Below are 26,138 nucleotides of genomic sequence, written 5' to 3'. Positions count from 1 at the left end.
TGAAAGAGGATTAAATGAAAGAAGAATTACTTGAATTGGTTGTCAAAGCTGCTGATGAAAAGCGAGCTGAAGACATTGTTGCCCTTGATTTGTACGGCCTTACAAGTCTAACAGATTATTTTGTTATTTTGAGTGCAATGAATAGCCGTCAGTTGGAAGCTATTGCCGACAACATCCGTGAGAAAGTGAAAGAAGCTGGCCTTGACGCTAGTCACGTGGAAGGAGACAACAAGGGTGGATGGATCCTTTTGGACCTTAACGACGTCGTTGTTCACATCTTTACAGAAGATGAACGTGCACACTATAACCTCGAAAAACTCTGGCATGAAGCACCAATGGTGGATGTGTCAGCTTATTTGGCATAAGAAATTGAACTCAGTTGGCGACAACTGGGTTTTGTTGGTTAAACTAAAGATTTAATAGGAAGGATGGAGCCTTGTGTTTGGTTTGTTAACTGAACACGAGCTAAAAGCTGTGAGAAAAAGATAAACTTTCTTTGCTTTTGACGCTCTTTGTATCTTGATTTATGGCTACTTATGAAACTTTTGCGGCGGTCTACGACGCTGTTATGGATGATAGTCTTTACGATTTGTGGACGGATTTTTCGCTTCGTCATTTGCCAAAGACTAAGGATAAAAAGAAATTGCTTGAATTGGCTTGTGGAACTGGGATTCAATCTGTACGTTTTTCTCAAGCTGGTTTTGATGTAACTGGACTCGATTTGAGTGCTGATATGTTGAAGATTGCGGAGAAGCGTGCGGCTTCCGCCAAACAGAAAATTGACTTTATTGAAGGCAACATGTTGAATTTATCGCAAGCTGGTAAGTATGACTTTGTGACTTGTTACTCAGATTCTATCTGCTATATGCAGGACGAAGTAGAGGTTGGGGATGTCTTCAAAGAGGTTTATAATGCACTGAATGAAGATGGCGTCTTTATCTTTGATGTGCACTCAACCTATCAGACGGATGAGGTTTTCCCTGGCTATTCCTACCATGAAAATGCAGAAGACTTTGCTATGCTCTGGGATACCTATGAGGATGCGGCTCCGCATTCTATTGTCCATGAATTAACTTTCTTTGTCCAAGAGGAAGATGGAAGCTTTAGCCGTCATGATGAGGTGCATGAGGAACGCACCTATGAGGTCTTGACTTATGATATCTTGCTGGAGCAGGCTGGCTTCAAATCCTTCAAGCTTTACGCCGATTTTGAGGATAAGGAACCGACAGAAACTAGTGCACGTTGGTTCTTTGTGGCCCAAAAGTAAGAGCCTATGACAGTTACAGGTATTATTGCTGAGTTCAATCCTTTTCATAACGGTCACAAGTATCTCTTGGATCAGGCTGAAGGTGTAAAAATTGTTGCTATGTCTGGGAACTTTGTTCAGCGAGGTGAGCCAGCTATTGTGGATAAGTGGACTAGAGCTCAGATGGCTTTGGAAAATGGAGCTGACCTCGTGGTTGAGTTGCCTTTCTTGACGGCAGTTCAGTCTGCCGATTATTTTGCTGCTGGGGCCGTCGATATCTTATCCCGACTGGGAATTGATAACCTTGCTTTTGGCACGGAAGAAGTCCTAGATTACCAGGCAATAGCAAATGTCTATGCTGAAAAGTCAGAGGACATGGAAGCCTTTGTGGAAAACTTGCCGAGTGACCTATCTTATCCACAGAAGACACAAAAAATGTGGGAAAAGTTTGCTGGTGTAGCCTTTACTGGCAATACACCCAATCATATCCTAGGCTTAGCCTATGCCAAAGCTTGTGCTGGTAAGGGTATTAAGTTGAATCCTATCCAGAGACAAGGGGCTGGCTATCATTCCTCAGATAAGGAAGTATCTTTCGCTTCAGCAACCAGCCTACGTCTCCACAAGCAAGATAGTGATTTTGTGGATAAGTTCATGCCTAATAGCAAACTTTTTCAGACTTCTCCACAGGTCTCTTGGGATAATTATTTCCAATTGTTGGTTTATCAGATTCTTACAAACCCCGATTTGACTAGTGTTTTCCAAGTGAATGAAGAGATTGCTAGCCGTTTAAAAGCTGCTATCCGTGAGATTTCTTCTGTGGAGGAGCTGGTGGATAAGGTAGCGACCAAACGCTATACAAAGGCTCGTGTGCGTCGTATTTTGACCTATATCCTAGTCGGAGCTGTGGATAATCCTTTACCCCAGGCTGTTCATGTCCTTGGATTTTCTCAAAAAGGGCAGTTTCATCTCAAATCTGTGAAAAAGTCTGTAGATATAGTGGCTCGGATTGGAAGGGAGCCTTGGGATATGCTTACACAACAAGCGGATAATGTTTATCAATTAGGTAACCACGAGCTTTGCGAACAAAACTTTGGACGTGTACCGATTAGAGTAAAATAGTTTTATAGAAGGTCTACCTCTGGTAGGCTTTTTAAATCTTTTTTCGAATAAATGTTATAGAAAGTATAAACTTGTCAGGAACTTGTACAAGTTTATACTTTTGGTATATAATAAAAGAAAAGAGGAAAATGAGGTATGCTGATGGAAGCAGTCGTCTATTCAACGTTTCGAAATCATTTGAAGGATTATATGAAAAAGGTTAATGATGAATTTGAACCTCTAGCTGTAGTCAATAAAAATCCTGGTGAAGATATTGTAGTGGTTTCAAAGAGTGAGTGGGATAGCATTCAAGAAACATTGCGGATTGTTCAAAATAAAGAACTTTCAGACAAGGTTTTAAGAGGAATGGCTCAGGTACGTGCTGGAGAGATTCAAGAACATGCACTAAAGGAGTAGAAAATGTTACTCACTTTCACTGAAGACGCATGGACAGATTACTGCTATTGGCAAAATCAGGATAGAAAGACACTTAAGCGAATTAATAAGCTAATTAAAGATATTCAACGGGATCCTTTTTCAGGTATTGGTAAGCCAGAACCCTTGAAGTATGACTTTCAAGGAGCTTGGTCCCGAAGAATTGATGCTGAAAATCGTTTAATTTATATGGTTGATGGTAAGAGCGTCGCCTTTCTATCTTTTAAAGATCATTATTAGGTCTACCTATGGTAGGCTTTTTTACTTTTTGTAAACTTTTCTCAAAAAGGTCAAAAAAGATCAAACAAAAATATTGACCTTTACTGACTAATGGTGTATAATAATCTCATAAGGAATAGCTTCCTTATGAGATTGCAGGACTAGCCTAAATCCTTGTAAAAAGGTAATTATAGCTTGCCTGCAAAAATATTTCAATAAAGGTCAAAAAAAGTCAAAAAAGATATTGACTAATACTGACCAATGTTGTACAATATAAACATAAGGAAATGAAATCCTTATGAAGGCTGTTAAAACAGTCCATATACCGATATGAAAAGATTGCAGCTTGTCTGCTTAAATTTTCATTAAAAAGGTCAGTAAAAGTCAAAACTAAATTCTTGACCCAAGCAGATGAAAGGTATATGATAAAGCTATAAGGAAAAAGGTTTCCTTAATCTACAAGTTTCTTTCTGAAAGAAGCTTGGAAGTTAGCTATTTTGAGAGATTCACAGAAAGAAGGTGGCTCTTATGCTAAATGATAATTTATTCAAGACTGTGAAAGTTCTCAGTCTTCTACCAAGAGCAAAACCTGAAATTATTAGAAGAGTAGTTGATGCTACTAAAAATTTTTAGGATTTTGGTCAGTAAAAGTCAAAATTTACACATGAACTAAAAAATAACACTTAAAAAATCACAAGAAAACACAGTATGAGGTAATTATATGAACAACAACTTTAATAATATGGATGATCTTTTCAATCAATTGATGGGTAACATGGGTGGTTATCGTTCAGAAAACCGTCGCTACATGATTAACGGTCGTGAAGTGACACCTGAAGAATTTGCGATTTACCGTCAAACAGGTCAATTGCCTGGTAATGAAGGTGAAGCAGTGAACCCAACTCAACAACAAACTAAAGGACCTAAACAAGATGGTATCCTTGCTAAGCTTGGTCGTAACTTGACTGAAGAAGCTCGTGAAGGTAAATTGGATCCTGTTATTGGACGTAACAAAGAAATCCAAGAAGCTTGCGAAATCTTGGCTCGCCGTACCAAGAACAACCCTGTCCTTGTCGGGGATGCTGGTGTTGGTAAAACAGCTGTAGTTGAAGGTTTGGCACAAGCCATCGTTAATGGTGATGTCCCAGCTGCCATCAAGAATAAAGAAATCATTTCAATTGATATTTCTGGACTTGAAGCTGGTACTCAATACCGTGGTAGCTTTGAAGAAAACATTCAAAACTTGGTAAACGAAGTCAAAGAAGCTGGAAACATTATCCTCTTCTTCGATGAAATCCACCAAATTCTTGGTGCCGGAAGCACTGGCGATGGTCAAGGATCTAAAGGTCTTGCTGATATCTTGAAACCAGCCCTTTCACGTGGTGAATTGACAGTGATTGGTGCAACAACTCAAGATGAATACCGTAACACTATCTTGAAGAACGCTGCCCTAGCTCGTCGTTTCAACGAAGTTAAGGTCAATGCTCCTTCTGCTGAAGATACTTTCAAGATTCTCCAAGGTATCCGTGATCTTTATGAAAAACACCACAATGTCATCTTGCCAGATGATGTCTTGAAAGCAGCGGTTGATTTCTCAGTACAATACATTCCACAACGTAGCTTGCCAGATAAGGCTATTGACCTTGTGGACGTGACAGCAGCTCACTTGGCAGCACAACATCCAGTAACTGATGTCAATGCAGTTGAACGTGAAATCGAAGAAGAAAAAGCTAAACAAGAAGCCGCAGCCGCTAAAGAAGATTACGAAGCAGCCCTAAATGCTAAGGTTCGTATTGAAAAACTTGAAAAGAAAATTGCTAACCATGCAGAAGATCATAAGGTGACTGCGACGGTAAATGATGTGGCTGAATCTGTAGAACGTATGACTGGTATTCCAGTATCTCAAATGGGGGCGACTGATATCGAACGTTTGAAAGATATGGGTAACCGTTTGCAAACTAAGGTTATCGGTCAAGATAAGGCCGTTGAAGCAGTAGCACGTGCCATCCGTCGTAATCGTGCAGGATTCGACGAAGGTAACCGCCCAATTGGTAGCTTCCTCTTTGTAGGACCAACTGGTGTTGGTAAAACTGAGTTGGCTAAACAATTGGCCCTTGATATGTTCGGTACAAAAGATGCTATCATCCGTTTGGATATGTCAGAATACAGCGACCGCACAGCCGTTTCTAAATTGATTGGTACAACAGCTGGTTATGTTGGTTATGATGACAATAGCAATACCTTGACAGAACGTGTTCGCCGTAACCCATATTCAATCATCCTTCTTGATGAAATTGAAAAGGCAGACCCTCAAGTCATCACCCTTCTCCTCCAAGTTTTGGATGATGGTCGTTTGACTGATGGTCAAGGTAATACTGTAAACTTCAAGAACACTGTCATTATCGCAACTTCAAACGCTGGCTTTGGTTATGAAGCTAACTTGACAGAAGATGCGGAAAAACCAGAACTCTTGGATCGTTTGAAACCTTACTTCCGTCCTGAATTCTTGAACCGTTTCAATGCTGTGATTGAATTCTCACACTTGAGCAAGGAAAACCTTTCTAAGATTGTTGATTTGATGTTGGTAGATGTCAATAAGACCCTTTCTAAGAAAGAAATCGACTTGGCAGTTAGCGAAGCTGCTAAAGAATATATGACTGAAGAAGGCTACGATGAAGTCATGGGTGTTCGTCCACTCCGTCGTGTGGTTGAACAACAAATCCGTGACAAAGTCACAGACTTCCACTTGGATAACCTTGATGCTAAACACCTAGAAGCTGATATGGAAGATGGTGTCTTGGTTATCAAAGAAAAAGATGCTAAATAAAAAGCATAGGACCTCCCAATCCGATTAATGAAGCAGAGATGTTAGTAGACATCTCTGTTTTTTTCTTTTTTATTTAAGACTTTCCTTGGGTGCTACGGACGGAAGCGACTTCCTAACGGAATTCCATTCCTAAGATTTGAGCCTGAGTCTCAAATCTTCCGAGTGATAGAAGCAAATAGTGCTTCTCTCACCTTTAGCACAGCGGAAAGTCTTGTATATTTATTCTTAAATATAAAATGAGATAAAATTATTTAAATTATAATAATCTGATAAATAGTTAAAAATGTATTCTATTTTCAAGAAAACGTTGACAACGTATATATATATATATAATGTTTACAGAAAATTAAATTTAGGTGAGGAATCCTTATGAAAAAGAAAAATTGTTTATTTACTTTTGCTGTGATTTTACTATCTATAGCATTAACAGGTTGTTCGGTCAGTAAGAACTTAATAAATACTGCAAAAAATGTTTCAGGAAGAGTTACAAGTAAATCTTCAAGTTCTTCAACAACGTCAAGCTCTTCAGGTTCTGTAAGTTCAAGTAATTTTAACCCTCAGGACACATCTGATGCCACAATTGAGAGTATTTCAACCTATAACGACTATCTAACGATGTATTCGAAAATTGTTGATGAATATCTAACGAATTATCAAAATGCTGTTGCTGGTACAGTACTTGATGACGCAAATACAATTGAGCAAATGAAACAAGAGTCATTAAAGTCTTTGGAAGAACAGAAAAAAGAATACGGTCCGATGGGAAATACTAAGATTGTTGGTAAAGATAGTCTAGTTGAATTCTTGAAAAATTACCGTAATGGGTTGAAAGAATATACAGATAATATTTCAACCCAAATTCAATAATATAATTAAGGAGAACAAATGAAAACAAAAACATTAGCTGTGACAAATGGAGTAGTAGGACTAATCGGAGGAATCTTTCTTCTTTTTGCAATCTGGTTTATTTTAGGTGTAGCATCTTCGGGAGCAGAGGCTGCGACTGGATTAATGACTTTGTTTGTATATCTTGTAAAGCTAGCACTACTAGTACTTGGAATAGTTGGTGCTGTATATTATAAAGGGGATACTCCGGTAGGAACTGCTCCTAGTGTACTTTTGATTGTTGGAGGAGCGATTTCTCTTATTCCTTTCTTGGGATGGATTGGCGGAATCTTAGGAATAATCGGTGGTTCATTGTATCTAGCGAGCCTGAAAAAATTTTAATAGTTCAATATGAGAAAATCATTTCAAGGAGGGTAAAATGGATTTATTTTGGCCAATGTTTTTCTTTATGGCATTCGTGGTAATTATCATGATTTTTGCTACAATTTCAGAAGTAATCAATAAATTAGGTAATATAGCAAAATGGCTCGGTTTAGGAGCGATAGCAGGAAATGTAATAAATAATAAAATCAATTCAGACACTGCTATAAAACAAGGTAGAACTTGGAGGAAAAGTAGAAAAAATCATAATAACGGATTTTTAGACGATTTTGAAGAGTTTGTCTCGCCATCTTATGAATCAGATGAAGAACATGAGTTGTCTGATGAAGAGAGCTTTAGAGAATATCAAGAATTTAAAAGGTGGAAAGCAACACAAAAAGGTAAGTAGCACAGGCTACTTACCTTTATTCTTTATCCTCACTTTGATATTTTTTCAAATGTTCTTGGATGATGTTGAGTCGAGGTTCTAGGTCTTTTTGGAAGACACGTGTTTTATAGCTGAGGTCTTGTTTGATGTCATCAAGCACAAGGTTTTGTTCCTTGATGATGTCAAGGTTGCGTTTGATTCTGTCCAGATCGTGAGAGATATTTTCTCGTGATTGGTTGAGGTCTAGGATTTCCTCTTTGATGTCTTCACGTCGTTTATAGGCGTAATAGGCACCGTAGGCAAGGGTTCCAAGAGCTAGAAAGCGTCCGAGTTTCATTCTGTTACCTCTTTAGCAATGCTGTCAGCAAGGCTAGCTAAGGCAGCAAAGTCTGGTTCGTGTTCGTCAAAGCCCATGTGGATACCATCGTCTGCACCGTAACGAGGAACGAGATGAATATGAGCGTGGAAGACGGTCTGTCCAGCAACTTCTTCGTTGTTGTTAAGGACATTCATTCCGATAGCTTTTGTTGCTTTTTGAACGGCACGGGCAATTTTAGGGACACGGCTAAAGACAGTCTCAGCGGTTTCAGCAGACATTTCTAAGATGTTGCGAACGTGCTCCTTAGGAATAACCAAAGTATGTCCTTTTGTAGCTTGTGAAATGTCGAGGAAGGCTAGAACCTTGTCGTCCTCGTAGACTTTTGATGATGGGATTTCTCCAGATATAATTTTACAGAAAATACAATTATCCATAATAACGACCTTTCCATGAGTTTTTGTTATAATAGATTATATCATACCAAAGAGAGAAAAGATAATGCTTAAATTAGAAAAGGTGACGGGTGGCTATGCCAATATTCCCGTCCTAAAAAATGTCACTTTTGAGGTGGCTGATGGTGAATTAGTTGGCCTCATTGGTCTTAATGGTGCTGGGAAATCAACAACCATTAACGAGATTATTGGTCTTTTAACACCCTATGGAGGACAGATTGCTATTGATGGTTTAACCATCCAGCAAGATACGGCTAGCTATCGTCAGAAGATTGGTTATATCCCTGAGACTCCAAGTTTGTATGAGGAGTTGACGCTTCGTGAACATTTGGAAACGGTGCTGATGGCCTATGGGCTTGATGTGACTGAGGGAATGGCACGTGCGGAAAAATACCTCAAGCTCTTCCGCTTAGATGAAAAATTGGACTGGTTCCCGACTCAGTTTTCAAAGGGAATGAAGCAGAAGGTAATGATTATCTGTGCCTTTATTGTTGGTCCAAGTCTTCTCATTGTTGATGAGCCCTTCCTAGGTTTGGATCCCTTGGCAATTTCGGACTTGATTGAGCTTTTGGCTGAGGAAAAAGCGAATGGTAAGGCTATTCTCATGTCGACTCACGTTTTGGATTCGGCTGAGAAAATGTGCGACCGTTTTGTCATCTTGCATCACGGTCAAGTCTTGGCACAGGGAACGCTTGATGAACTTCGTCAGACCTTTGGTGACAGTAGTGCCAGTCTTAACGATATTTATATGCAGTTAACTAAGGGAGAATTGTCATGATAGCTGAGCTTTTTAGGGAGCGTAGCAAGCGATTCAATACCCGTTGTGCTAAGTATAGTCGCTACGTCTTTAATGACCACTTTATCTTGGTTCTTCTCTTTTTGTTGGGCTTCGTCTTGGTGCAGTATAGCCAGTTGCTCCGACATTTTCCAAAGAATCCATGGGCCATTGTCCTGGGCTTGCTTGTGCTTTGTCTTTTCCTTCCTTTCTGGGGGAACATTGCCACCTATTTAGAGCCTGCTGACAAGCACTACCTCTTGGTGAAGGAAGAAGAGGTACTAAACCATGTTAAGAAGGCAACAGGGCGTGCTTTTAGATTTTGGGTACTCATCCAAACCTTGATTTTTATCTTGGTCGTCCCACTCTTTTTAGCCTTGGGGCTTCCAGTTTGGGGAGTTGTCCTTGTAGCAGTGGCTATGGCTGTTCTTAAGTATTTTATTTTCCAGAAAAAGGCTCAACCTTTTTATAAACAATCTGGACTTAATTGGGCTGAGGCTATTGCGGCGGAAAATAAACGGCAACAATCAATTTTGAAGTTCTTCTCCCTCTTTACCAATGTTAAGGGGATTACGTCGAGTGTAAAACGCCGTGCTTATTTGGATGGTATTCTCAAACGTACAAAGAAGGACAAGGACCATACTTGGTACAATCTTTACCTAAGGGCCTTCTTACGCTCTGGAGATTACTTTGCTTTGAGTTGTCGTCTTTTTGCCTTGTCTCTTCTGGTAATCTTTTTGGTTCCTGAAAAATGGTTGGCTATGATACTTGTGGCTATTTTCGATTACCTCTTGCTCTTCCAACTGACAGCCCTAAAATCCCACTTCGCTTATCAAAGAATGGCCAATCTTATGCCATTAGGTAAGGACATGCAGGTGGACAATCTGAAACGTTTGATTAGCCAAATCATCCTTGTGATGACGCTGATTCAGGCTGTTTGTCTCTTGGATTTGAAGTTTAGCCTCATTTTAGTTGGAGTGATGCTTGTTTTGAGCCTTGTCTACCTACCAGCTAAGCTTAAGAAGATGATTGACTAACACCTATTAAATAAGTTAAAATAGAAGCAAAAGACTAAAGAAAAAGGAGATGCCTAGGTGACATCAACAGATAAAGATTTGAGCCTGACTCCTCTCAAAGGAAACAGTGGTAAGGCCTATATGGGGACCTACCCAAATGGAGATCGCGTCTTTGTGAAGATGAATACAACACCAATCTTGGCAGCTCTTGCCAAGGAACAGATTGCGCCACAGCTCTTGTGGGCTAAGCGTCTGGGAAATGGTGATATGATGAGTGCACAGGAATGGCTTGATGGTCGCATCTTGACCAAACATGACATGAATAGCAAACAGATTATCCAAATTCTTGGTAATTTGCACCGTTCAAAACACTTGGTAAATCAGCTCTTGCAGTTGGATTATCACATTGAGAATCCCTTTGATCTTCTACACGAATGGGAGGAAAATGCTGCCTACCAATTGCGTGAGAATGGTTATCTTCAAGACGTCGTTAGAGATTTAAAACGTCATCTTCCAGAATTTCGTTCAGATATTGCGACAATTGTCCACGGAGATGCCCGTCATAGTAACTTTGTTATTACAACCTCAGGATTGATTTATTTGGTTGATTGGGATTCTGTTCGTTTGACAGACCGTATGTATGATGTGGCACAGATTCTTAGCCATTACATTCCTTTGGCACATTGGCCTCAGTGGTTGTCATATTATGGCTATAAGAATAATGACCTTGTGATGGACAAGATTTATTGGTATGGGCAATTCTCATACTTAACACAAATTTCAAAATTCTTTGATAACCGTGATATGGAACACGCCAACCGAGAAATTTATGAATTGCGTAAGTTCAGAGAAACCCTGCACAGGTATTAGAAAGTAAACATGCGAGTTAGAAAACGTAAGGGTGCAGAGGAACACCTAGTGAATCATCCTCAATACGTTATCCTTGAGCCGGAGGCTGCTAAAGGTAAGTGGCACGAGCTTTTTGGTAATGACAATCCTATCCATATTGAGGTGGGATCTGGTAAGGGAGCCTTTATCACTGGAATGGCCCAACAAAACCCTGATATCAACTACATTGGTATTGATATCCAGTTATCTGTCTTGAGTTATGCTCTGGATAAGGTCTTGGCCTCAGGTGCTGAAAATGTTAAGCTTTTGCGAGTGGATGGCTCAGCCTTGACTAATTATTTTGCGGACGGTGAAGTGGATATGATGTATCTGAATTTCTCAGATCCATGGCCTAAAAGTCGTCACGAGAAACGCCGTTTGACTTACAAGACTTTCCTAGATACTTATAAACAAATCCTGCCAGAAAACGGAGAAATTCACTTTAAGACCGATAACCGTGGACTTTTCGAGTATAGTTTGACTAGCTTTTCACAGTATGGAATGGTTCTCAACAAAGTTTGGTTGGACCTTCATGCTAGTGATTACGAGGGTAACGTTATGACTGAGTACGAGCGTAAATTCTCAGAAAAAGGTCAAGTCATCTATCGAGTAGAGGCTCAGTTTAAAGACTAATTCTTTGGTAAATAGGATGAAAAAATAGCGATTAGCCACAAATAGGCTAATCGTTTAATATGGAGAGGTCGCATAGAGGCCGAGTGCGCACGCTTGGAAAGCGTGTAGTCCTTAACGGGGCTCGGGGGTTCGAATCCCCTCCTCTCCTTTTTGGAAATAGAGAAAATGTCCCTTCTGAATTGAAAGGGACATTTTTAGGTATAGTCATCAAAAGAATATGTAATCTTTTAGTCCCAAGGGCTCTGAATACCTGCTACCCAACCGGTACAGAGGGCGCTGGTGATATTAAAGCCACCGGTATGGGCGTTGATATCAAGGACCTCTCCTGCAAAATGTAGGTGAGGGACTTTTTTACTTTCGAGGGTTTTGGGATTGATTTCCTTAAGGTCAACGCCACCTTTGGTTACGAAAGATTTGGCAAGTGACATTTTACCCGTGATCGGGATTTCCATGTCCTTAAGCTGACTGATAAGATTTTCCAAGTCTTTGGGATGTAGCTGTTTGACCTTATTATCGGTCATATCTTTTGCTAGGAATTCAGCGATACGCTCAGGTACAAGGGCTTTGAGGGAGTTTTTAACTGATTTCTCGCAATTTTCTTCAAAGTAGATCTTGAGATTTTCTTGGTTTTGGTTGGGAAGAAAGTCCAGATGTGCTATCTCACCACCCTTAACAAAGCTAGAAAGGCGAAGGGCAGCTGGTCCAGATAGGCCAAAGTGGGTGAAGAGCAGGTCATGGGTAATCTTGTGCTTGCCATAGGACAGAGTGACATCGTCAAGAGAAATTCCCTGTAAAGCCTTGTGTGGAAAGTCGGTTAGGAGTGGACTTTCCGCAGCTTCAAGGTCAGTAACATGGAGTTTGAAATGACGGGCAATATCATGTCCAAAACCAGTCGAACCTGTTGATGGGTAGGATTTTCCACCAGTTGTGACGATGAGTTTGTCACTGGTAAAAATTTGGTTTGAAGATTTAACTTGGAATTGCTCATCGACCTTTTTGACGGAGACAACTTCTGTATTGGTGAGGATAGTAGCACCTAGTTCATGAATTTTATCCTCCAGAGCCTGGATAATGGTCCGTGATTTGTCTGTCTTAGGGAAGACACGTCCGTGATCCTCGACCTTGAGTTTGACACCATTGTCCTCGAAAAAAGCAATGATGTCATGGTTATCAAATTGGGAAAAGACGCTATAGAGGAAACGCCCATTACCTGGAATACCTGCTAGGAGGTCGTCAAGACTTCCATTGTTAGTGACATTACAACGTCCGCCTCCGGTACCAGCAAGTTTCTTGCCAAGTCTTTTATTTTTTTCAATCAGAAGGGTTTGTTGGCCATAAAAGGCTGAGGCAATGGTCGCCATCATGCCAGCAGGTCCACCCCCAATAACGATAGTATCAAAATGTTTCATGCCTTTATTTTAGCATAATTTAAAGTGGGAGAATAGTTGTCAAAGGACCAGTATTTTTAGGTAAATTATGTTAGAATAGAAATAGACATTTTGATTAAAATGATTACTAACTAAGGAGGGAATATCGTGTCTGAAAATCACATGAAACACCGTTCATCTGTCTACGATAGTATGGTTAAATCACCTAACCGTGCTATGCTTCGTGCGACAGGGATGACGGATGAAAGTTTTGAAAAGCCAATTGTTGGGGTTATCTCAACTTGGGCGGAAAATACACCATGTAATCTCCACTTGCACGGTTTTGGACAAATCGCAAAAGAAGGCGTGAAAGATGCAGGTGCTTGGCCTGTTCAATTTGGGACCATTACTGTTGCCGACGGGATTGCTATGGGAACACCAGGGATGCGTTTCTCTTTGACGTCTCGTGATATTATTGCTGACTCTATCGAAGCAGCTATGGGTGGTCACAATGTTGATGCCTTTGTAGCTATCGGTGGTTGTGATAAGAATATGCCTGGTTCTATGATTGCTATTGCTAACATGGATATTCCAGCGATTTTTGCCTATGGTGGTACCATTGCACCGGGTAACCTTAACGGTAAGGACATCGACTTGGTTTCTGTTTTCGAAGGAATCGGGAAATGGAACCACGGTGATATGACAGCCGAAGAGGTTAAAGAGCTTGAATGTAATGCCTGCCCTGGCCCTGGTGGTTGTGGTGGTATGTACACTGCCAATACAATGGCAACAGCAATCGAAGTAATGGGGATGAGTCTTCCAGGATCATCATCTCACCCTGCTGAATCAGCTGAGAAGAAAGCAGATATCGAAGAAGCTGGTCGTGCGGTTGTTAAGATGCTTGAACTTGGTCTTAAACCATCAGATATCTTGACACGTGAAGCCTTTGAAGATGCTATCACTGTAACAATGGCGCTTGGTGGTTCAACAAATGCGACACTTCACTTGCTCGCTATTGCTCATGCAGCTAACGTTGATTTGACACTTGAAGATTTCAACGATTTCCAAGAGCGCGTGCCTCACTTGGCGGACTTGAAACCTTCAGGTCAATACGTCTTCCAAGACCTTTACAATGTTGGTGGTGTGCCAGCCGTTATGAAGTACTTGTTGAAGAATGGTTTCCTTCACGGAGACCGTATCACATGTACTGGTAAGACTGTTGCGGAAAACTTGGAAGCCTTCGACGATTTGACACCAGGTCAAAAAGTCATCATGCCGCTTGAACATCCTAAACGTGCCGATGGTCCGTTGATTATCTTGAAAGGTAACTTGGCTCCAGAAGGTGCGGTTGCCAAAGTATCAGGGGTTAAAGTTCGTAATATCACGGGTCCTGCTAAGGTCTTTGACTCAGAAGAAGATGCTATCGAAGCAGTTCTTTCTGACGAAATCGTTGACGGCGACGTTGTTGTTGTTCGTTTCGTAGGTCCTAAGGGTGGTCCTGGTATGCCAGAAATGTTGTCCTTGTCATCAATGATTGTTGGTAAGGGTCAAGGGGACAAGGTTGCCCTTTTGACAGATGGACGTTTCTCAGGTGGTACTTACGGCCTTGTTGTTGGTCACATTGCACCTGAAGCTCAGGTTGGTGGTCCAATTGCCTACCTCCACACAGGGGACATGGTTACAGTTGACCAGGATACCAAAGAAATCACTATGCACGTTTCAGACGAAGAGTTGGCGAAACGTAAAGCTGAAACTGATTTGCCACCACTTTATAGTCGTGGTGTCCTCGGTAAATACGCTCACATCGTTTCTTCAGCCTCACGTGGTGCTGTTACCGACTTCTGGAACATGGATAAATCAGGTAAAGCCTAATTTACTGACATAAAAGAAATCACACCGGATATATGTGCGGTGTGATTTTTTGAGTTATGAAGTCGAAGGTAGTCGCTGAAAGCATTGTGATTTGGTGAAAGTCTATCGGTTGGTCACCCTCAACAAAAATAGAGCAAAAAACTGGTTGGAACTATCCAACCAGTTTTAATATTATTTTCCACCTCGAGGTGAAATACCAAGGGCAATGCGACCATATCGACTGATACGGGTCATCTTCCAGACAGGCGAGTAAGTAGTCTCGACCTTGACAGACTTGATACCATCAATTGATTTGAGTTTTTCAGCAATTTCGTAAGGCATCGTCTCTTCGCAACCGCAGCCAGTATCTGTAAAAGTCATGAGAAAGTAGCAGTGGCCAGTTTCATCAAGGGTGATTTCATAGATTAAGCCAAGGTTATAGATGTCTAGCTCGATCTCAGGATCAAACACGGTGGTCATTTGTTCAACGATAGGTTCTAAATAAGGTTGGACTAGATCGTTGACTTTGATATCATCACGGAAGTTTTTCATAGGACCTTTTCTTTCTATTTTACTTTTGTTTATTATGTCATACTTTAGGGCTTTTTTCAATCTGGTTTAGTCATAATAGTTTGTAATGGGAATACGCCGTAACATCAAAAAATCCCCAACAAACCCATCGTTGGAGATAATGTGACTTGTGCTTTTGTATCAAGCAAATTCTTCGCAACGATAGTTGCAAGAGCACTACAGACAATTGGAGAGAGAATAAAAATCCAAAGTCTTGCAAAATAGGACTCCACCATTCCTAGATACAACAGATCTGGTACTAATAAAGATAAGCCTTTAAGTACTGATTGTTTAAGCAAAAATCCTTCAAAATACATTTATACCCGAGCAATAGGATATCAAAATACTGTTTTCCTATCAAGAAAAATGCTCAGAAATTTAGGGATAACGTAATGGCGCTGAAAACCCGTGTTAGGGACGGGGAATTGTCTTGTCAAATTGACAGAAAGGTGTGATTATGATATTCTCATAGTAAGACATTTCAAGAGAAAATGAGGCTATTATGAGTATTGAAAAGACCGTCAGCGAGATTGCTGAAATCCTTGGCGTTAGTCGTCAAGCAGTCAATAATCGTGTCAAACAACTTCCAGAAGAAGATACTGAAAAAAATGCAAAAGGGGTTACTGTCGTTAAGCGTAGTGGCTTGATTAAGTTGGAGGAAATCTACAAGAAGACTATCTTTGACGATGAGCCTATTGATGAAGAAACTAAGCAACGTGAGCTATTAGAGATTCTTGTAGACGAGAAAAACTCTGAGATTGCCCGTCTCTATGCCCAGTTGAAGGCTAAGGATGAGCAGTTGTCTAACATGGATGACCAATTGCGTGTCAAAGATGTTCAAATCGCTGAGAAAGACAAGCAAATCGATCAACAGCAACAATTGACCTTGACTGCTATGAAAGACAAAGAAGAGCTTAAATTGGAGCTTGATGAGGCTAAGGTAGAGGTTGATGAAGCCAAAGCTCAAGTGGAAGAAATCCAAACCAAACAAGAAGAAGCTTCTAAAAAAGGGTTCTTTGGACGACTATTTGGAAAATAAAAAAGAAGCTGGGACTCAGTCTCAGCTTTAACTATTGTAGGAGATAAAGATGGAAAATGTAGAAACTTATATTGCCTTTGATTTGGAATTCAACACGGTGGATGGCGTTAGCCATATCATCCAGGTGTCAGCTGTTAAGATGGACCGGCATGAGGAAGTGGGCCAGTTTGACTCTTTCGTTTATTCGGATGTTCCTTTGCAGTCCTTTATCAATGGTTTGACGGGGATTACAGCTGATAAGATTGCCAAGGCACCGAAATTAGAGTCCGTTCTAGCGGATTTTAAGGCATTTGTTGGTGATACACCACTTATCGGTTACAATGCCCTTAAGTCGGATTTGCCCGTTCTAGCTGAAAATGGTTTGGACTTGGAAGAGCAATATGCTTTAGATGTTTTCGATGAGGCCTTTGACCGTCGTGCTTCGGATTTGAATGGTATTGTCAACCTCAAGCTAACCAGTGTGGCAGATTTCTTTGGAATCAAGGGACACGGTCATAACAGCTTGGAGGATGCTCGGATGACCGCGCAGATTTACGAGAAGTTTCTCGAATTAGATGAGAATGCCAAACTTTTGGAGCAACAGGAAGAAGTCAGTAACAATCCTTTTGCTGCCTTAGGTTTGGGTAGCTTTTTCGACTAAAGCTTTACAAGAGCTGTAAAGGCTGTAAAGAGTGATGGCTAACTTTTTCTGTAAGAAGTGAAAATCCTTTAGGGTTAGGGCTTGCTCGTCACCTTGCGTTATAAGGTAGAATCTAGGTATCAAGGGTGGCCAAGGTCCTCCTTTGATGGAAAATCTTAAAAGGAGGTGACTGAGATGTCGCAGTTTTCAACAGGAGAGTTGGCTAAAGCAGCAGAGGTGTCTGTTAGGACTGTCCAGTATTATGATCAACGTGGTATTTTGACGCCATCTGAAGTCACAGAAGGTGGTCGGAGAATCTACCACGACTCAGATTTGGAACGCCTGCAAGTCATTTGTTTCTTAAGAGATTTGGATTTCTCAATTAATCAAATCAAAAAACTCTTGCAAGAGGAGAATAGGGAACAGGTTTTAGAGCTTTTGTTGACAGATCAAATCGAGAGCTTGGAAAAGTCTTCAGAGGAAATAGAGGTCAAACTAAAACGTGCCCGTCACTTGCAAAAAGCAACTGCTAAGTGGCGTCAACTTTCGTTGGAAGATTTGTCAGACATTTCACGTCTTATGGAAAATCAAAAATCATGGCGAAATTTGCAGTTGAGAATGTTTGGAAGCATCATTCTAACGAGTCTTCTTTATTTCATAGCCCTACTGATAGTCATTTATTATTTTAAGGATCCTAGAGGTTTGTTTGTTGTCTGCCCCGCATTTATCATAGCCACAAATTTAGTAGTGTTTCACTATAGAAAGCAGTTCGAATACCTCTGTCCTAATTGTCATAGGACCTTTGATCCAAGTTTTAAAGAATTTGCCATTGCCGGACATACACCAAGGACTCGTAAGTTGACTTGTCCTCATTGTCATGTAAAGACCTACTGTTTGGAGTTGGCTAAGACTAAAACGAAATAATTTATCCAATATAAAAAACGCTTGAGAATGACTTCTCAGGCGTTTTTAGCTTATTCAACTGAACTTAGAGCTTCGAGCATATTAAGCTTGGCTAGGCGGTTATTAACAACGAAGCCGAGGATAATAAGGATTAAGACAATGAGAACAGCTGGTAAAAGGTAGGTAGCAAGTCCAATAGATGGATCAAACATGATACGATCTGGTGGGATAATGCTTACCATATATTGGTGAAGTGCCTGTCCAAGACCAAATCCGACGAAGATACCGATAATAGATAGATAAATGGTTTCACGATAGATGTAGAGGGATACTTCATTATTGTAGAAACCAAGAACCTTAACGGTTGAGAGCTCGTGGATACGTTCAGAGACATTGATGTTGGTCAGATTGTAAAGGACAACCACAGCAAGAAGAATAGAAACGGTAATCAAGATACCAATAACTTGCGTTAAGGAATTGACCATGGTGCTGATTTGCAACTTGAGGTTGTTGTTTTGAACAACGCCGTAAACATTTGGCAAGTTGATGAATTTAGCTGCCATGTTTTCCACATTTTGCTTGGTAGGCTCAGCCAGACTGACGAGATTGGCATTATTCACCGAAGGTGTACCAAAGGCTTTTTGGTAGTAGCTAGCATTCATAAAGAGGAAATGTCCCATGTACATTTCTGTGATACCAGCAATTTTAATCTTGACGGATTCTTCCTGACTGTTTTGCACAGTGATGGTATCGCCAACCTTGAGGTTGAGGAGTTTGGCCATTTTTTCAGAGATAATAGCTCCATCATTAGATAATTTAAGCGTTTTGTTATGTGCTCGGTCTCTCAAGCTAACGTAACTATTAATGATTTTCTCATCATGATCATTAAAGACAATCGTCGAGATTTCTTGGGTATCCTTATTGTTACCAGCAATTTTTTGTAAGGTTTCAAAATGAATATTCAAGTATTCTTTGACGTCTTTGCTATCAAGAAGCTTTGTGAGTTGCTTATCAAAGGCACTTGATGTATTCGGTTGTTTGGCGACAATCATATCATAGTGAATGATGTCTTCAAACTGTTGCTGGTTAAGATTAGATACGGAAGAACGAATTCCTAAACCTGCGAAGAGCAGAGCGATAGAGCCTGCGACTCCAAAGAGGGTCATAAACATCCGTTGTTTATAGCGGAAAATATTACGCATGGTAACTTTTTCTTTGAAACTAAGACGTCTCCAAAGAGGTGTAATGCGCTCTAGGACAATCTTAGCTCCTGCACGAGGTGGCTTTGGAAGAAGCAGTTGAGAAGGTTTTTCCCAGAGTTCTTTCTTAGCAACCGCATAGGCAGGAAGTACAGCGGATAGGAGCCCTAAAAGAAAGGCGATTAGGGTAAGCCCTAAGTAGAAGTGCAACTCAAAAGCAGGCAGTTGCAAATCGTTCTTATAAGTGTTGTGAATGAGTATTGGAAGTAGAGTATGTCCTGTAATAACCCCTGCAGCTGTGCCAGCAATACTAGTAATTAATCCATAGATGACGAATTTGTGGATAATACGTGAATTGTTATACCCCAGTGCATTAAGGATACCGGCTTTTCCTCGTTCTTCTTCAACAAAGCGTCCCATGGTTACAAAGGTAACTAAGGCTGCCATAAAGTAGAGGGCTATAGGGAAGATGTTGCTGACATCGTGGATGATGTTGATGTTACTCTCGTAAGCAACATACCCATCTGAACCCGGAATTTCTCGACGAGAGTAGAACTTGTAGCTAGGGGCTGGCATATTGTCCAGCATTGCTTGACTTTCTTCGAGTTCTTTTTGCTTAGCTTCAATCTTCGTAGTAGCCTCTTTTACACTTGCTGCCTCAGCAGCGTTGGTTGTTGTCATCTGCTGAGTCTGGGTGCGTGCTGCTTCAAGCTCTTGTTTTCCTTGCGTAATTTGAGCTTGAGCTTGGGACTTGATTTCAGTTAAGCGTTTCTCAGGCTCGTCTTTAAAAAGGTCCTTGAGTTCAGCTTTTCTTTCTGAAATCTTATCCGCATATTTCTTACTAAAAGGACTCACATTTGCCAAATCCTGGTAACGAATCCGAGCAATCATGTAGCTATTAGCGTTGAAATCTGTCTTCGGCACAACGGCATAGCCGTCTAGTTTTCCGGTACCTGCACTGGCATTACCAAGACGATTCTTGGAGAGGAGTTCAGAGGAATTGACAAAACCAGTAATGGTATATGTTTGTTCCTTTAACTGTTTTTGCCCAGAGCTATCTACTGGCTCAGAAAAATTAATCTTATCTCCTACACTGTATTCTTCTTTATAGGTTGAAGAAAGAGCAATCTCCCCATCCTTATTAGGAAGCTTCCCCTCAACAAGGTCATAGGTAGAGATTTTTTTAGGTTTTGAGAAGATACGAAATGTCGTATTTGTGCCCTTGATAACAGCATCTTTGAAATAACCATACTCAATGTCAACATTCTTCTTTTTGACTGTATTAAGAAGGTCTTGATCGGTTTTGTTAATACCGTAAGTACTGATTAAGCTCAAGTCAGCTGTTTGATGGGCCTTGAAGAAGTGTTCTCCTGTTGTTTTCATATTAGGAGAAGTGACCTTGAGACCAATCAAAGCAAAGGATCCGAGTGCCATAAGCAAGGCAATAGAGAGCATACGCCCTTTAGAAGCTACAAAGGTTCGCCAAACATCTTTCCAATAAGTTGTTTTTTTCATGACGGTGCTCCTTTCTAGTACTCCAAGTCCTCGATTTTTTGTGGGTTGGGATTAATTTCCACACTCTTAATCTTGGCATCGTGCATTTGAATCACACGATCAGCAATTGGAGCTAGAGAAGCATTGTGGGTAACAATAATAACAGTTGTTCCCTGTTTGCGCGCCATGTCTTGAAGGAGGGTCAGGATTTGTTTCCCTGTTTGATAATCCAGAGCCCCCGTCGGTTCATCACAAAGAAGAATCTTTGGATTTTTGGCAACGGCACGTGCAATAGCGACACGTTGTTGTTCCCCACCAGATAGTTGTGATGGGAAGTTGTCCAAGCGGTCCCCTAAACCGACTTCGACAAGTGTTTGTGAGGCATCTTTAGCGTTTGGAACGATTTCAGATGCTAACTCAACGTTCTCCCTGGCCGTAAGGTTTGAAACTAAGTTGTAAAATTGAAATACAAAACCAACGTCCTCACGACGATAAGTCGTAAGTTCCCTAGCTGAGTATTCAGAGATATCCTTACCATCAATAATGACGCGGCCTTCGTCATTGGTGTCCATACCACCTAAGATGTTAAGAACGGTTGATTTCCCTGCACCGGAGGCACCGAGAACGACGACAAGCTCCCCTTTTTCAATTTCAAAGCTTACGTCATTATTTGCGATAATTTCCAGATCACCGGTTTTATAGCGTTTATAGCTATGCTTCATTTGAATATAAGCCATGAATTTCCCTTTCATATGAAATAATGATGCTGTTAATTACCTATCTTTCCTTATCTCATTGTAACGGATTTTCCTTGAAATATCTAGCGTTTATGCTAAAAAAATACTAAAACATAGCAAGTTTTTCTTACATGTGATAGAGATGTGTGTGAAGCGTTTACATATGAGAAAATAGTTTAGTAAATGAGATTTTTGTAAGTCTTCGATTTGGTCATTTGGTTATAAAGTTAGGCTATTTTTAGTGTTTTACCAAGTGTTTTCTCCAATTTTAACACTTGTTTGTCGTAATAGAGGAGTTAAAGTCGGTGTATTTAGCACGTTAGAGCTAATAAGATACAAATGTTATGGGATGAGTAGTATATGAGAGAGTTGATCCTTAGCATCATCTTTAGTAGTTTCCTTTGTTTTCATGGAATAAAGAAATGCTAATAAAGATAACTATAACTAAACTTAAAATTTAAACTATATGAGGTTTTCTGAAGGAGTTGTATTTATTAAATCTATTAAGACTTTTTAAAACAGGGTTTTAGAGGTGTATGTTACTAATCTTTTTATAATCTTTTGTTTAATTAATAGAAGGTTAGCTTTTTTCTTTTAGGGCTATCTTTTTATAGTTGCTTTGGAAGTGTTTGGACACTATGAAGGTATCCGATAGACGTTTGGCGCAAAGTAGCTCTTTTATTGGCACTTTAGCCGACAAATCTTTGGTTTGCTGAGCATTGCTTAAAGAATTTCCCATTTGTCTAGGCTTAAAAGCTTAATCTGATAATAGATTTTCATCAATTTTAGGACATGAATTTTTTATTTATTTAAAATGCTTAAAAATTAAGGAATCGCTTGAAACGAAAGCTTTTGAGTGTTAAGATAGATAGCATAATGAAGGTTTATAAGATGAGTTCAGTATGACCTTCATTCGATCAACAGCAGCATCTAGGACTCATGTTAGTTAATCGGAGCTAACAAAAACATAGTGAGGGAGTTATGATTAAGAAAAAAGATAATAGTCTATTTCGTAAACTAATGATTGGCTTGGTCTCGACTTTAGGGATTTTTGTTCTATTCATGGGTACCAGTATCGCATCGGCTGATGCAAAAGGGGCCTCTCAGGTTAATTCGGACACCAATCAGACTAAGACGAAACTGCTTAGTGATGAGGCAGAAAGCAAACATGAAGCTTCTACTCAAGATAGCAAGGGTCAGGAGTCTCCTAGTCAACTAGAACAAGATAAGGAAGCTGATAAGCCATCTAGTGAGGAAGCACCTAACTATATTGTTATTACAGAAGTAGTGGATTCATCAGAGCAAAAGCAGGATGAAAATCAAGTTGTTGAAGGAGCAGCTCAATCTAGCGACTCAAACTTATTGGATGAGATTTTGGCTCAGACGAGTGAAGTTGGTGAATATAAAATTTATGTGAAGAATGATGATGAGCTATTAATCTCTGGACCTGTGCCTTCAAAAACGGTGAATGATGATGTGAATTATCCTACTTTGGAGAGCTCATTAGATTCAGCTAGCATTTATTTAGGTCAAAAGAATCGTTCTAAAGAAGCAAACGAAGAAGATGCTCAGTCAGGCCTTGGTCTGGTTGAGGAGTAACAGTTTTAATTAATGACGACAAAAAGACTTGGACGTGATTTGTCCAAGCCTTTTGTTTTATGATTGATTTGCGAAATGAGTGCATAGAAAAAGGAACCGCTAGATTCCTTTTTATTTTTTAGAATGGCAATTTACCTGCAAAGGCACCCATTGATTTTTTAGTCGCTTCGTCAATTTGTCCGAGAGCATCATTAAGTGCTTGAACAGTCATATCTTGGAGTGTTTCCACATCATCAGGATCCACAACAGCATCAGCAAAAGTGATGTTAACCACTTTTTTGTCACCAGTTAATTCAGCAACTACCAAGTCTTGGGCTGATTTTCCAGTGAAAGTTGTAGCAGCTAATTCAGCTTGGCTTTTTTCCATTTGTTTCTGAAGCTTTTGAGCTTGCTTCATCATGTTTTGCATGTTCATCATAATAGTTTCTAGATTCCTTTCATATCAAGGGTTTAGCCCCTGTTTGTTAAAATTTGATGCCTTAATTTGCCTAATAGAAGAGGCAGTCAAAACCTCAACTATTATACCATGTTTGGCTTGATTGACAAAGTAAGGAGGCATACTGAAGATAATCTGGCATTATAGGTGCGTTCAGTCTATTTAGAACGAAGTTATCAAGAGGTTTTATCAAAAAAACTATTGGACCAATTACAAAAGAAAGAAATTTTTAAATTGTAAGACTTGTGATAAATAATGTACAATGGTTTATTGTCAATCCAGTCAACATTTGATTGGAGATAGAAAAAGAAAGAGAAGACAGGAATGCAAAAAAGAAATATTTTAGGGATTTTTGTAGGACTATTTATAGGGTTGGTTACAGTCTTAGGAATGAGCCTATTTATCTTTATTAATTTAAAATACCACTCTGTTTATTATGCTCAGCACATCCCTCATAAGGAGGGGACAGAACCGGACATCATTATGCTGATGGAGAATAATGGCTGGATTTATACACCGGAGATTGACAGTATTCGATACGACGATGATAGAACAAACGCTATTATAAATGATAAATTGTAAAATATAGTGCAACAAAACATGTATTATACCAGTACATGAAGGATAATAATATTTCATTATTGAACTATGATTTCTCTTATTTTTTTCAATATTGTATTAAGAAGAATCAAATCCAAGTGATAAGCCATCACTTTTCTAATCATAAAATAGAAGGATTGACAGTAGTTGATGAATTGGGAATCAGTTTTTCTTATGAGATAGATAATCCAAAAGTAAAACAGAATTTTACACTCTGCCATGAATTGGGGCATTTTATTCTTAAACATGATGGAAATTATTTTGCAGAATCTATTGAGAATCAAGAGAATTTACTAGAACGTGAAGCAAATATTTTTTCCGCTGTGGTATTGATGCCAGATATTGTTCTTTTATCAAAAATATACTATAGTTGCGAAACCTTCCATCAAGTTCAAAATAGTCTAGAAGTTTCAAAACAGGCTTTATTTTTTCGTCTTTTGGACTTTTTCCGGGAATATTATCTTGATAAAGATAGTGAAATCAAACAAGCAGTTGAGACCTATATTGAAGGGAAGAACAGTTCTATTTTACGTTTGTTTCATGATATTAGAGAACAAATTATCGAGGAGTTCAATCAGTTTCAACCTTCCCTTATTAATCAGGTTAAGCAGAGAGTTAGAAAAGTAGGCTTTACAACGAGTCTAGAATACCCATATTTATTGAATCAAGATAACTGGAAAGCAATCAAGGAAGAAAGTATTAATTTAAAAACCTGGCTTATTTATAATAAAGGGAAGTCAATTGCTTATGTTTGGTATAAAGAACGATTCTCAGATGAAGAGGCAAAGAAAAAAGCAGAATTACAGTTACTATTAATGTGAGGTGAACTATGTATCAACCAGAAAAACTAAAAGCTCGTAGAAAAGAGCTAAAAATAACTCAAAAAGATATTGCAGATCAATTAGGAATCAGCTATCAAGCCTATTCAGCATGGGAGCGAGGAGTAAAAGAACCATCCAAAGAGAAAGTAAACCGACTAGAACAAATACTAAGAGTACCAAAAGGCTATTTTACAGAAATTGAGATAGCTCGTTTGTACAATGTATTATCAAATAAAGGTCAAAATCAGGTTTTAGAATACACTCGTAGGTTAGTTCAAGAAGAGTCTAGAAAAATTGTTACGGTTTCAGAAAATCTCTATGAGTACCATGTATACGAAAAAATGTCTGCTGGTATTGGTGCATCCGTTTATGACAATCGCAACTACGACACTGTTTATTTCAATGAAGAACTAGCTCATGATTTTGCTTCATGGGTTTTTGGAGATTCCATGGAACCCAAATATCATAACGATTCAGTAGCTCTTATCCGTGAAACAGGTTTTGATTATGATGGGGCAGTCTATGCGGTAGTGTGGAACTCTCAGACCTTTATCAAGAAAGTCTACCGTGAGAAAGAGGGGCTACGCCTAGTTTCTATTAACAAGGCTTATAAGGACATCTATATTCCTTATGATGAAAACCCTCGTATTGTGGGTAAAATTGTAGGAGACTTTATGCCATTAGAGGTGTAAGTTAGGAGAATACCATGGGAATGACGTATAAAGCAAAATTAGAAAAAGCTAAAATGAGGAATATCACTATCCCCTCAGAAATTTTGGGAAAAGATATTGTGGGCGTATATAAGTTTTTTGCCATTTTAGAAGATGAAAAAGTCTGTTTTTATATTGGAAAATCAACTAATATCAGAGAACGATTGTTGTCTTCAAACGGCCATATTCATTTGTTTTTTAAAGAATCAGATAAGTTAGTACCATCTGAAATTAAATATTATCTTGATCAAAATTATGAGATTTTAGTTGAAATAGAAGAGGTTGATTACTTCGATACGGACTTTAGCAGAGCATCTCATCGACTTTCTTTGGCTGAAATAACTGAAATTGTTAAATATCAAAGTATGGGACAATGTTTGAAGCAATTACCAGAAGGCATAGGAAAAGGTGAAAGGGAATATTGGGAAAACAACTATAAAAGATATAGATAATGGGCTATTTTGATTGTTCACGGGAACCAAAATCTGATATTGCTTTTGCGGATATGAGATCTTTCTATACTAGTGTTGAGTGTGTGGAACGTGGATTGCATCCTTTAAGGACCTCGCTTTGTGTGATGATTAGAGCAGATAATTCAAACGGATTTATCTTAGCTTCCTCTCCAATGTTCAAGAAAGTCTTTTGAGCACCACAAGAGGCGAAGTCACAAACTCCGCCTCCTTCTACATAT

At 39.5% G+C, this 26,138-nt stretch carries 29 protein-coding genes, 1 tRNA gene and 2 pseudogenes; 24 read left to right on the top strand and 8 right to left on the bottom strand.

The window, feature by feature from the left end; translation table 11 throughout:
- Nucleotides 1–14 precede the first annotated feature (14 nt).
- From rsfS to HMPREF0848_RS06275, 9 genes are all read left to right on the top strand, one after another.
- Nucleotides 15–365, top strand: a complete 351-nt coding sequence (gene rsfS / locus HMPREF0848_RS06315) for a ribosome silencing factor (protein ID WP_008535401.1) — start codon at nt 15–17, stop codon at nt 363–365.
- A 161-nt stretch (nt 366–526) separates the two neighbouring features.
- Nucleotides 527–1,267: a class I SAM-dependent DNA methyltransferase gene (locus HMPREF0848_RS06310; RefSeq protein WP_004183284.1), complete on the top strand. Its 741-nt coding sequence runs from the start codon at nt 527–529 to the stop codon at nt 1,265–1,267.
- A gap of 6 nt (nt 1,268–1,273) precedes the next feature.
- Nucleotides 1,274–2,365 carry a nucleotidyltransferase gene (locus HMPREF0848_RS06305; RefSeq protein WP_008535400.1) on the top strand — a complete coding sequence of 364 codons (1,092 nt, stop codon included), beginning with the start codon at nt 1,274–1,276 and terminating at the stop codon, nt 2,363–2,365.
- A 141-nt stretch (nt 2,366–2,506) separates the two neighbouring features.
- Nucleotides 2,507–2,761, top strand: a complete 255-nt coding sequence (locus HMPREF0848_RS06300; protein WP_196757022.1) for a type II toxin-antitoxin system Phd/YefM family antitoxin — start codon at nt 2,507–2,509, stop codon at nt 2,759–2,761.
- 3 nt (nt 2,762–2,764) lie between these two features.
- Entirely contained in the window at nt 2,765–3,019 is a 255-nt protein-coding gene (locus tag HMPREF0848_RS06295) for a Txe/YoeB family addiction module toxin (protein ID WP_008535398.1), read from the top strand.
- Between the two features lie 700 nt (nt 3,020–3,719).
- Nucleotides 3,720–5,825, top strand: a complete 2,106-nt coding sequence (locus HMPREF0848_RS06290) for an AAA family ATPase (protein ID WP_008535395.1) — start codon at nt 3,720–3,722, stop codon at nt 5,823–5,825.
- 369 nt (nt 5,826–6,194) lie between these two features.
- Entirely contained in the window at nt 6,195–6,692 is a 498-nt protein-coding gene (locus tag HMPREF0848_RS06285; RefSeq protein WP_037609042.1) for a hypothetical protein, read from the top strand.
- An 18-nt stretch (nt 6,693–6,710) separates the two neighbouring features.
- Entirely contained in the window at nt 6,711–7,052 is a 342-nt protein-coding gene (locus HMPREF0848_RS06280; protein WP_008535391.1) for a hypothetical protein, read from the top strand.
- 37 nt (nt 7,053–7,089) lie between these two features.
- Nucleotides 7,090–7,440 carry a hypothetical protein gene (locus tag HMPREF0848_RS06275; protein ID WP_008535389.1) on the top strand — a complete coding sequence of 117 codons (351 nt, stop codon included), beginning with the start codon at nt 7,090–7,092 and terminating at the stop codon, nt 7,438–7,440.
- Between the two features lie 16 nt (nt 7,441–7,456).
- Here the strand turns inward: HMPREF0848_RS06275 and HMPREF0848_RS06270 are convergent, their stop codons facing one another.
- Complete coding sequence (locus tag HMPREF0848_RS06270; protein ID WP_008535387.1) at nt 7,457–7,756, bottom strand: hypothetical protein; 300 nt, start codon at nt 7,754–7,756, stop codon at nt 7,457–7,459.
- Nucleotides 7,753–8,172 (bottom strand): HIT family protein, encoded by a 420-nt coding sequence (locus HMPREF0848_RS06265; protein WP_008535386.1) that lies wholly within the window; start codon nt 8,170–8,172, stop codon nt 7,753–7,755. Before HMPREF0848_RS06265 ends, HMPREF0848_RS06270 begins: the two co-directional genes overlap by 4 nt.
- Before the next feature lie 64 nt (nt 8,173–8,236).
- Here HMPREF0848_RS06265 and HMPREF0848_RS06260 point away from each other — a divergent pair, with 64 nt between their 5' ends.
- The 5 genes from HMPREF0848_RS06260 (at nt 8,237) to HMPREF0848_RS06240 (ending at nt 11,650) form a co-directional block, all read left to right on the top strand.
- Nucleotides 8,237–8,968 (top strand): ABC transporter ATP-binding protein, encoded by a 732-nt coding sequence (locus tag HMPREF0848_RS06260; RefSeq protein WP_002889527.1) that lies wholly within the window; start codon nt 8,237–8,239, stop codon nt 8,966–8,968.
- A complete protein-coding gene (locus tag HMPREF0848_RS06255; RefSeq protein WP_442852093.1) occupies nt 8,968–10,002 on the top strand; it encodes an ABC transporter permease in 1,035 nt (344 codons plus the stop codon). The genes HMPREF0848_RS06260 and HMPREF0848_RS06255 overlap by 1 nt, the downstream gene beginning before the upstream one ends.
- Nucleotides 10,003–10,059: 57 nt before the next feature.
- Nucleotides 10,060–10,851 (top strand): cell cycle regulator CcrZ, encoded by a 792-nt coding sequence (gene ccrZ / locus HMPREF0848_RS06250; protein WP_008535384.1) that lies wholly within the window; start codon nt 10,060–10,062, stop codon nt 10,849–10,851.
- Nucleotides 10,852–10,860: 9 nt separating this feature from the next.
- Complete coding sequence (trmB, locus tag HMPREF0848_RS06245; protein ID WP_008535383.1) at nt 10,861–11,502, top strand: tRNA (guanosine(46)-N7)-methyltransferase TrmB; 642 nt, start codon at nt 10,861–10,863, stop codon at nt 11,500–11,502.
- Between the two features lie 61 nt (nt 11,503–11,563).
- Nucleotides 11,564–11,650 (top strand) — tRNA-Ser (locus HMPREF0848_RS06240).
- Nucleotides 11,651–11,729: 79 nt separating this feature from the next.
- Here HMPREF0848_RS06240 and HMPREF0848_RS06235 read toward each other — a convergent pair.
- Nucleotides 11,730–12,911 (bottom strand): NAD(P)/FAD-dependent oxidoreductase, encoded by a 1,182-nt coding sequence (locus tag HMPREF0848_RS06235; RefSeq protein WP_008535382.1) that lies wholly within the window; start codon nt 12,909–12,911, stop codon nt 11,730–11,732.
- Between the two features lie 141 nt (nt 12,912–13,052).
- On the opposite strand from HMPREF0848_RS06235, the gene ilvD reads away from it, so the two are divergent.
- The gene (gene ilvD / locus HMPREF0848_RS06230; protein ID WP_442852092.1) at nt 13,053–14,741 is read left to right on the top strand and encodes a dihydroxy-acid dehydratase; all 1,689 of its coding nucleotides are present in this window, start codon (nt 13,053–13,055) and stop codon (nt 14,739–14,741) included.
- 171 nt (nt 14,742–14,912) lie between these two features.
- On the opposite strand, the gene HMPREF0848_RS06225 is transcribed toward ilvD, so the two are convergent.
- Both HMPREF0848_RS06225 and HMPREF0848_RS10870 read right to left on the bottom strand, forming a co-directional pair.
- Nucleotides 14,913–15,272: a metal-sulfur cluster assembly factor gene (locus HMPREF0848_RS06225; protein ID WP_008535380.1), complete on the bottom strand. Its 360-nt coding sequence runs from the start codon at nt 15,270–15,272 to the stop codon at nt 14,913–14,915.
- 104 nt (nt 15,273–15,376) lie between these two features.
- Nucleotides 15,377–15,607 carry a hypothetical protein gene (locus HMPREF0848_RS10870; RefSeq protein WP_008535379.1) on the bottom strand — a complete coding sequence of 77 codons (231 nt, stop codon included), beginning with the start codon at nt 15,605–15,607 and terminating at the stop codon, nt 15,377–15,379.
- 185 nt (nt 15,608–15,792) lie between these two features.
- Between HMPREF0848_RS10870 and HMPREF0848_RS06215 the strand changes: the two genes are divergently transcribed.
- The 3 genes from HMPREF0848_RS06215 to HMPREF0848_RS06205 all read left to right on the top strand — a co-directional run bounded on the left by HMPREF0848_RS06215 (nt 15,793) and on the right by HMPREF0848_RS06205 (nt 17,872).
- The gene (locus HMPREF0848_RS06215; protein WP_002889519.1) at nt 15,793–16,329 is read left to right on the top strand and encodes a DUF536 domain-containing protein; all 537 of its coding nucleotides are present in this window, start codon (nt 15,793–15,795) and stop codon (nt 16,327–16,329) included.
- 49 nt (nt 16,330–16,378) lie between these two features.
- A complete protein-coding gene (locus HMPREF0848_RS06210; RefSeq protein ID WP_008535376.1) occupies nt 16,379–16,969 on the top strand; it encodes a 3'-5' exonuclease in 591 nt (196 codons plus the stop codon).
- A gap of 174 nt (nt 16,970–17,143) precedes the next feature.
- Entirely contained in the window at nt 17,144–17,872 is a 729-nt protein-coding gene (locus HMPREF0848_RS06205) for a MerR family transcriptional regulator (RefSeq protein ID WP_037609039.1), read from the top strand.
- A 50-nt stretch (nt 17,873–17,922) separates the two neighbouring features.
- On the opposite strand, the gene HMPREF0848_RS06200 is transcribed toward HMPREF0848_RS06205, so the two are convergent.
- Together HMPREF0848_RS06200 and HMPREF0848_RS06195 are read right to left on the bottom strand one after the other, a co-directional pair.
- Nucleotides 17,923–20,565: an FtsX-like permease family protein gene (locus HMPREF0848_RS06200; RefSeq protein ID WP_008535373.1), complete on the bottom strand. Its 2,643-nt coding sequence runs from the start codon at nt 20,563–20,565 to the stop codon at nt 17,923–17,925.
- A gap of 14 nt (nt 20,566–20,579) precedes the next feature.
- Nucleotides 20,580–21,281, bottom strand: a complete 702-nt coding sequence (locus HMPREF0848_RS06195) for an ABC transporter ATP-binding protein (RefSeq protein ID WP_002889513.1) — start codon at nt 21,279–21,281, stop codon at nt 20,580–20,582.
- A gap of 981 nt (nt 21,282–22,262) precedes the next feature.
- Here HMPREF0848_RS06195 and HMPREF0848_RS06190 point away from each other — a divergent pair.
- Entirely contained in the window at nt 22,263–22,880 is a 618-nt protein-coding gene (locus HMPREF0848_RS06190; RefSeq protein WP_008535369.1) for a hypothetical protein, read from the top strand.
- Between the two features lie 118 nt (nt 22,881–22,998).
- Here HMPREF0848_RS06190 and HMPREF0848_RS06185 read toward each other — a convergent pair whose 3' ends face one another.
- Entirely contained in the window at nt 22,999–23,298 is a 300-nt protein-coding gene (locus HMPREF0848_RS06185; RefSeq protein ID WP_002884818.1) for a YbaB/EbfC family nucleoid-associated protein, read from the bottom strand.
- 342 nt (nt 23,299–23,640) lie between these two features.
- Between HMPREF0848_RS06185 and HMPREF0848_RS06180 the strand changes: the two are divergent.
- The 5 genes and pseudogenes from HMPREF0848_RS06180 to HMPREF0848_RS10465 form a co-directional block, all read left to right on the top strand.
- Nucleotides 23,641–23,892 (top strand): annotated as a pseudogene (locus HMPREF0848_RS06180) (hypothetical protein); the annotation flags it as partial.
- A gap of 41 nt (nt 23,893–23,933) precedes the next feature.
- A complete protein-coding gene (locus HMPREF0848_RS06175; RefSeq protein ID WP_008535363.1) occupies nt 23,934–24,737 on the top strand; it encodes an ImmA/IrrE family metallo-endopeptidase in 804 nt (267 codons plus the stop codon).
- 8 nt (nt 24,738–24,745) lie between these two features.
- Nucleotides 24,746–25,429, top strand: a complete 684-nt coding sequence (locus tag HMPREF0848_RS06170) for a helix-turn-helix domain-containing protein (RefSeq protein WP_008535362.1) — start codon at nt 24,746–24,748, stop codon at nt 25,427–25,429.
- 14 nt (nt 25,430–25,443) lie between these two features.
- Nucleotides 25,444–25,899 carry a hypothetical protein gene (locus tag HMPREF0848_RS06165; RefSeq protein WP_008535361.1) on the top strand — a complete coding sequence of 152 codons (456 nt, stop codon included), beginning with the start codon at nt 25,444–25,446 and terminating at the stop codon, nt 25,897–25,899.
- Nucleotides 25,899–26,090 (top strand): annotated as a pseudogene (locus HMPREF0848_RS10465) (DNA polymerase); the annotation flags it as partial. The gene HMPREF0848_RS06165 and the pseudogene HMPREF0848_RS10465, both read left to right, overlap by 1 nt.
- Nucleotides 26,091–26,138: the final 48 nt, after the last annotated feature.

Source organism: Streptococcus sp. C150 (assembly GCF_000187445.1).
Classification (GTDB): Bacteria; Bacillota; Bacilli; order Lactobacillales; family Streptococcaceae; genus Streptococcus; species Streptococcus raffinosi.
The sequence above is the reverse complement of the archived record's forward strand: the minus strand, read 5'-3'. Positions and strand labels throughout refer to the sequence as shown.

Coding starts and splice junctions, on each gene's coding strand:
- rsfS (WP_008535401.1), top strand. CDS start 15: ATGAAAGAAGAATTACTTGAATTGGTTGTCAAAGCTGCTGATGAAAAG.
- HMPREF0848_RS06310 (WP_004183284.1), top strand. CDS start 527: ATGGCTACTTATGAAACTTTTGCGGCGGTCTACGACGCTGTTATGGAT.
- HMPREF0848_RS06305 (WP_008535400.1), top strand. CDS start 1,274: ATGACAGTTACAGGTATTATTGCTGAGTTCAATCCTTTTCATAACGGT.
- HMPREF0848_RS06300 (WP_196757022.1), top strand. CDS start 2,507: ATGGAAGCAGTCGTCTATTCAACGTTTCGAAATCATTTGAAGGATTAT.
- HMPREF0848_RS06295 (WP_008535398.1), top strand. CDS start 2,765: ATGTTACTCACTTTCACTGAAGACGCATGGACAGATTACTGCTATTGG.
- HMPREF0848_RS06290 (WP_008535395.1), top strand. CDS start 3,720: ATGAACAACAACTTTAATAATATGGATGATCTTTTCAATCAATTGATG.
- HMPREF0848_RS06285 (WP_037609042.1), top strand. CDS start 6,195: ATGAAAAAGAAAAATTGTTTATTTACTTTTGCTGTGATTTTACTATCT.
- HMPREF0848_RS06280 (WP_008535391.1), top strand. CDS start 6,711: ATGAAAACAAAAACATTAGCTGTGACAAATGGAGTAGTAGGACTAATC.
- HMPREF0848_RS06275 (WP_008535389.1), top strand. CDS start 7,090: ATGGATTTATTTTGGCCAATGTTTTTCTTTATGGCATTCGTGGTAATT.
- HMPREF0848_RS06270 (WP_008535387.1), bottom strand. CDS start 7,756: ATGAAACTCGGACGCTTTCTAGCTCTTGGAACCCTTGCCTACGGTGCC.
- HMPREF0848_RS06265 (WP_008535386.1), bottom strand. CDS start 8,172: ATGGATAATTGTATTTTCTGTAAAATTATATCTGGAGAAATCCCATCA.
- HMPREF0848_RS06260 (WP_002889527.1), top strand. CDS start 8,237: ATGCTTAAATTAGAAAAGGTGACGGGTGGCTATGCCAATATTCCCGTC.
- trmB (WP_008535383.1), top strand. CDS start 10,861: ATGCGAGTTAGAAAACGTAAGGGTGCAGAGGAACACCTAGTGAATCAT.
- HMPREF0848_RS06235 (WP_008535382.1), bottom strand. CDS start 12,911: ATGAAACATTTTGATACTATCGTTATTGGGGGTGGACCTGCTGGCATG.
- ilvD (WP_442852092.1), top strand. CDS start 13,053: ATGAAACACCGTTCATCTGTCTACGATAGTATGGTTAAATCACCTAAC.
- HMPREF0848_RS06225 (WP_008535380.1), bottom strand. CDS start 15,272: ATGAAAAACTTCCGTGATGATATCAAAGTCAACGATCTAGTCCAACCT.
- HMPREF0848_RS10870 (WP_008535379.1), bottom strand. CDS start 15,607: ATGTATTTTGAAGGATTTTTGCTTAAACAATCAGTACTTAAAGGCTTA.
- HMPREF0848_RS06215 (WP_002889519.1), top strand. CDS start 15,793: ATGAGTATTGAAAAGACCGTCAGCGAGATTGCTGAAATCCTTGGCGTT.
- HMPREF0848_RS06210 (WP_008535376.1), top strand. CDS start 16,379: ATGGAAAATGTAGAAACTTATATTGCCTTTGATTTGGAATTCAACACG.
- HMPREF0848_RS06205 (WP_037609039.1), top strand. CDS start 17,144: ATGTCGCAGTTTTCAACAGGAGAGTTGGCTAAAGCAGCAGAGGTGTCT.
- HMPREF0848_RS06200 (WP_008535373.1), bottom strand. CDS start 20,565: ATGAAAAAAACAACTTATTGGAAAGATGTTTGGCGAACCTTTGTAGCT.
- HMPREF0848_RS06195 (WP_002889513.1), bottom strand. CDS start 21,281: ATGGCTTATATTCAAATGAAGCATAGCTATAAACGCTATAAAACCGGT.
- HMPREF0848_RS06190 (WP_008535369.1), top strand. CDS start 22,263: ATGATTAAGAAAAAAGATAATAGTCTATTTCGTAAACTAATGATTGGC.
- HMPREF0848_RS06185 (WP_002884818.1), bottom strand. CDS start 23,298: ATGATGAACATGCAAAACATGATGAAGCAAGCTCAAAAGCTTCAGAAA.
- HMPREF0848_RS06175 (WP_008535363.1), top strand. CDS start 23,934: ATGAAGGATAATAATATTTCATTATTGAACTATGATTTCTCTTATTTT.
- HMPREF0848_RS06170 (WP_008535362.1), top strand. CDS start 24,746: ATGTATCAACCAGAAAAACTAAAAGCTCGTAGAAAAGAGCTAAAAATA.
- HMPREF0848_RS06165 (WP_008535361.1), top strand. CDS start 25,444: ATGGGAATGACGTATAAAGCAAAATTAGAAAAAGCTAAAATGAGGAAT.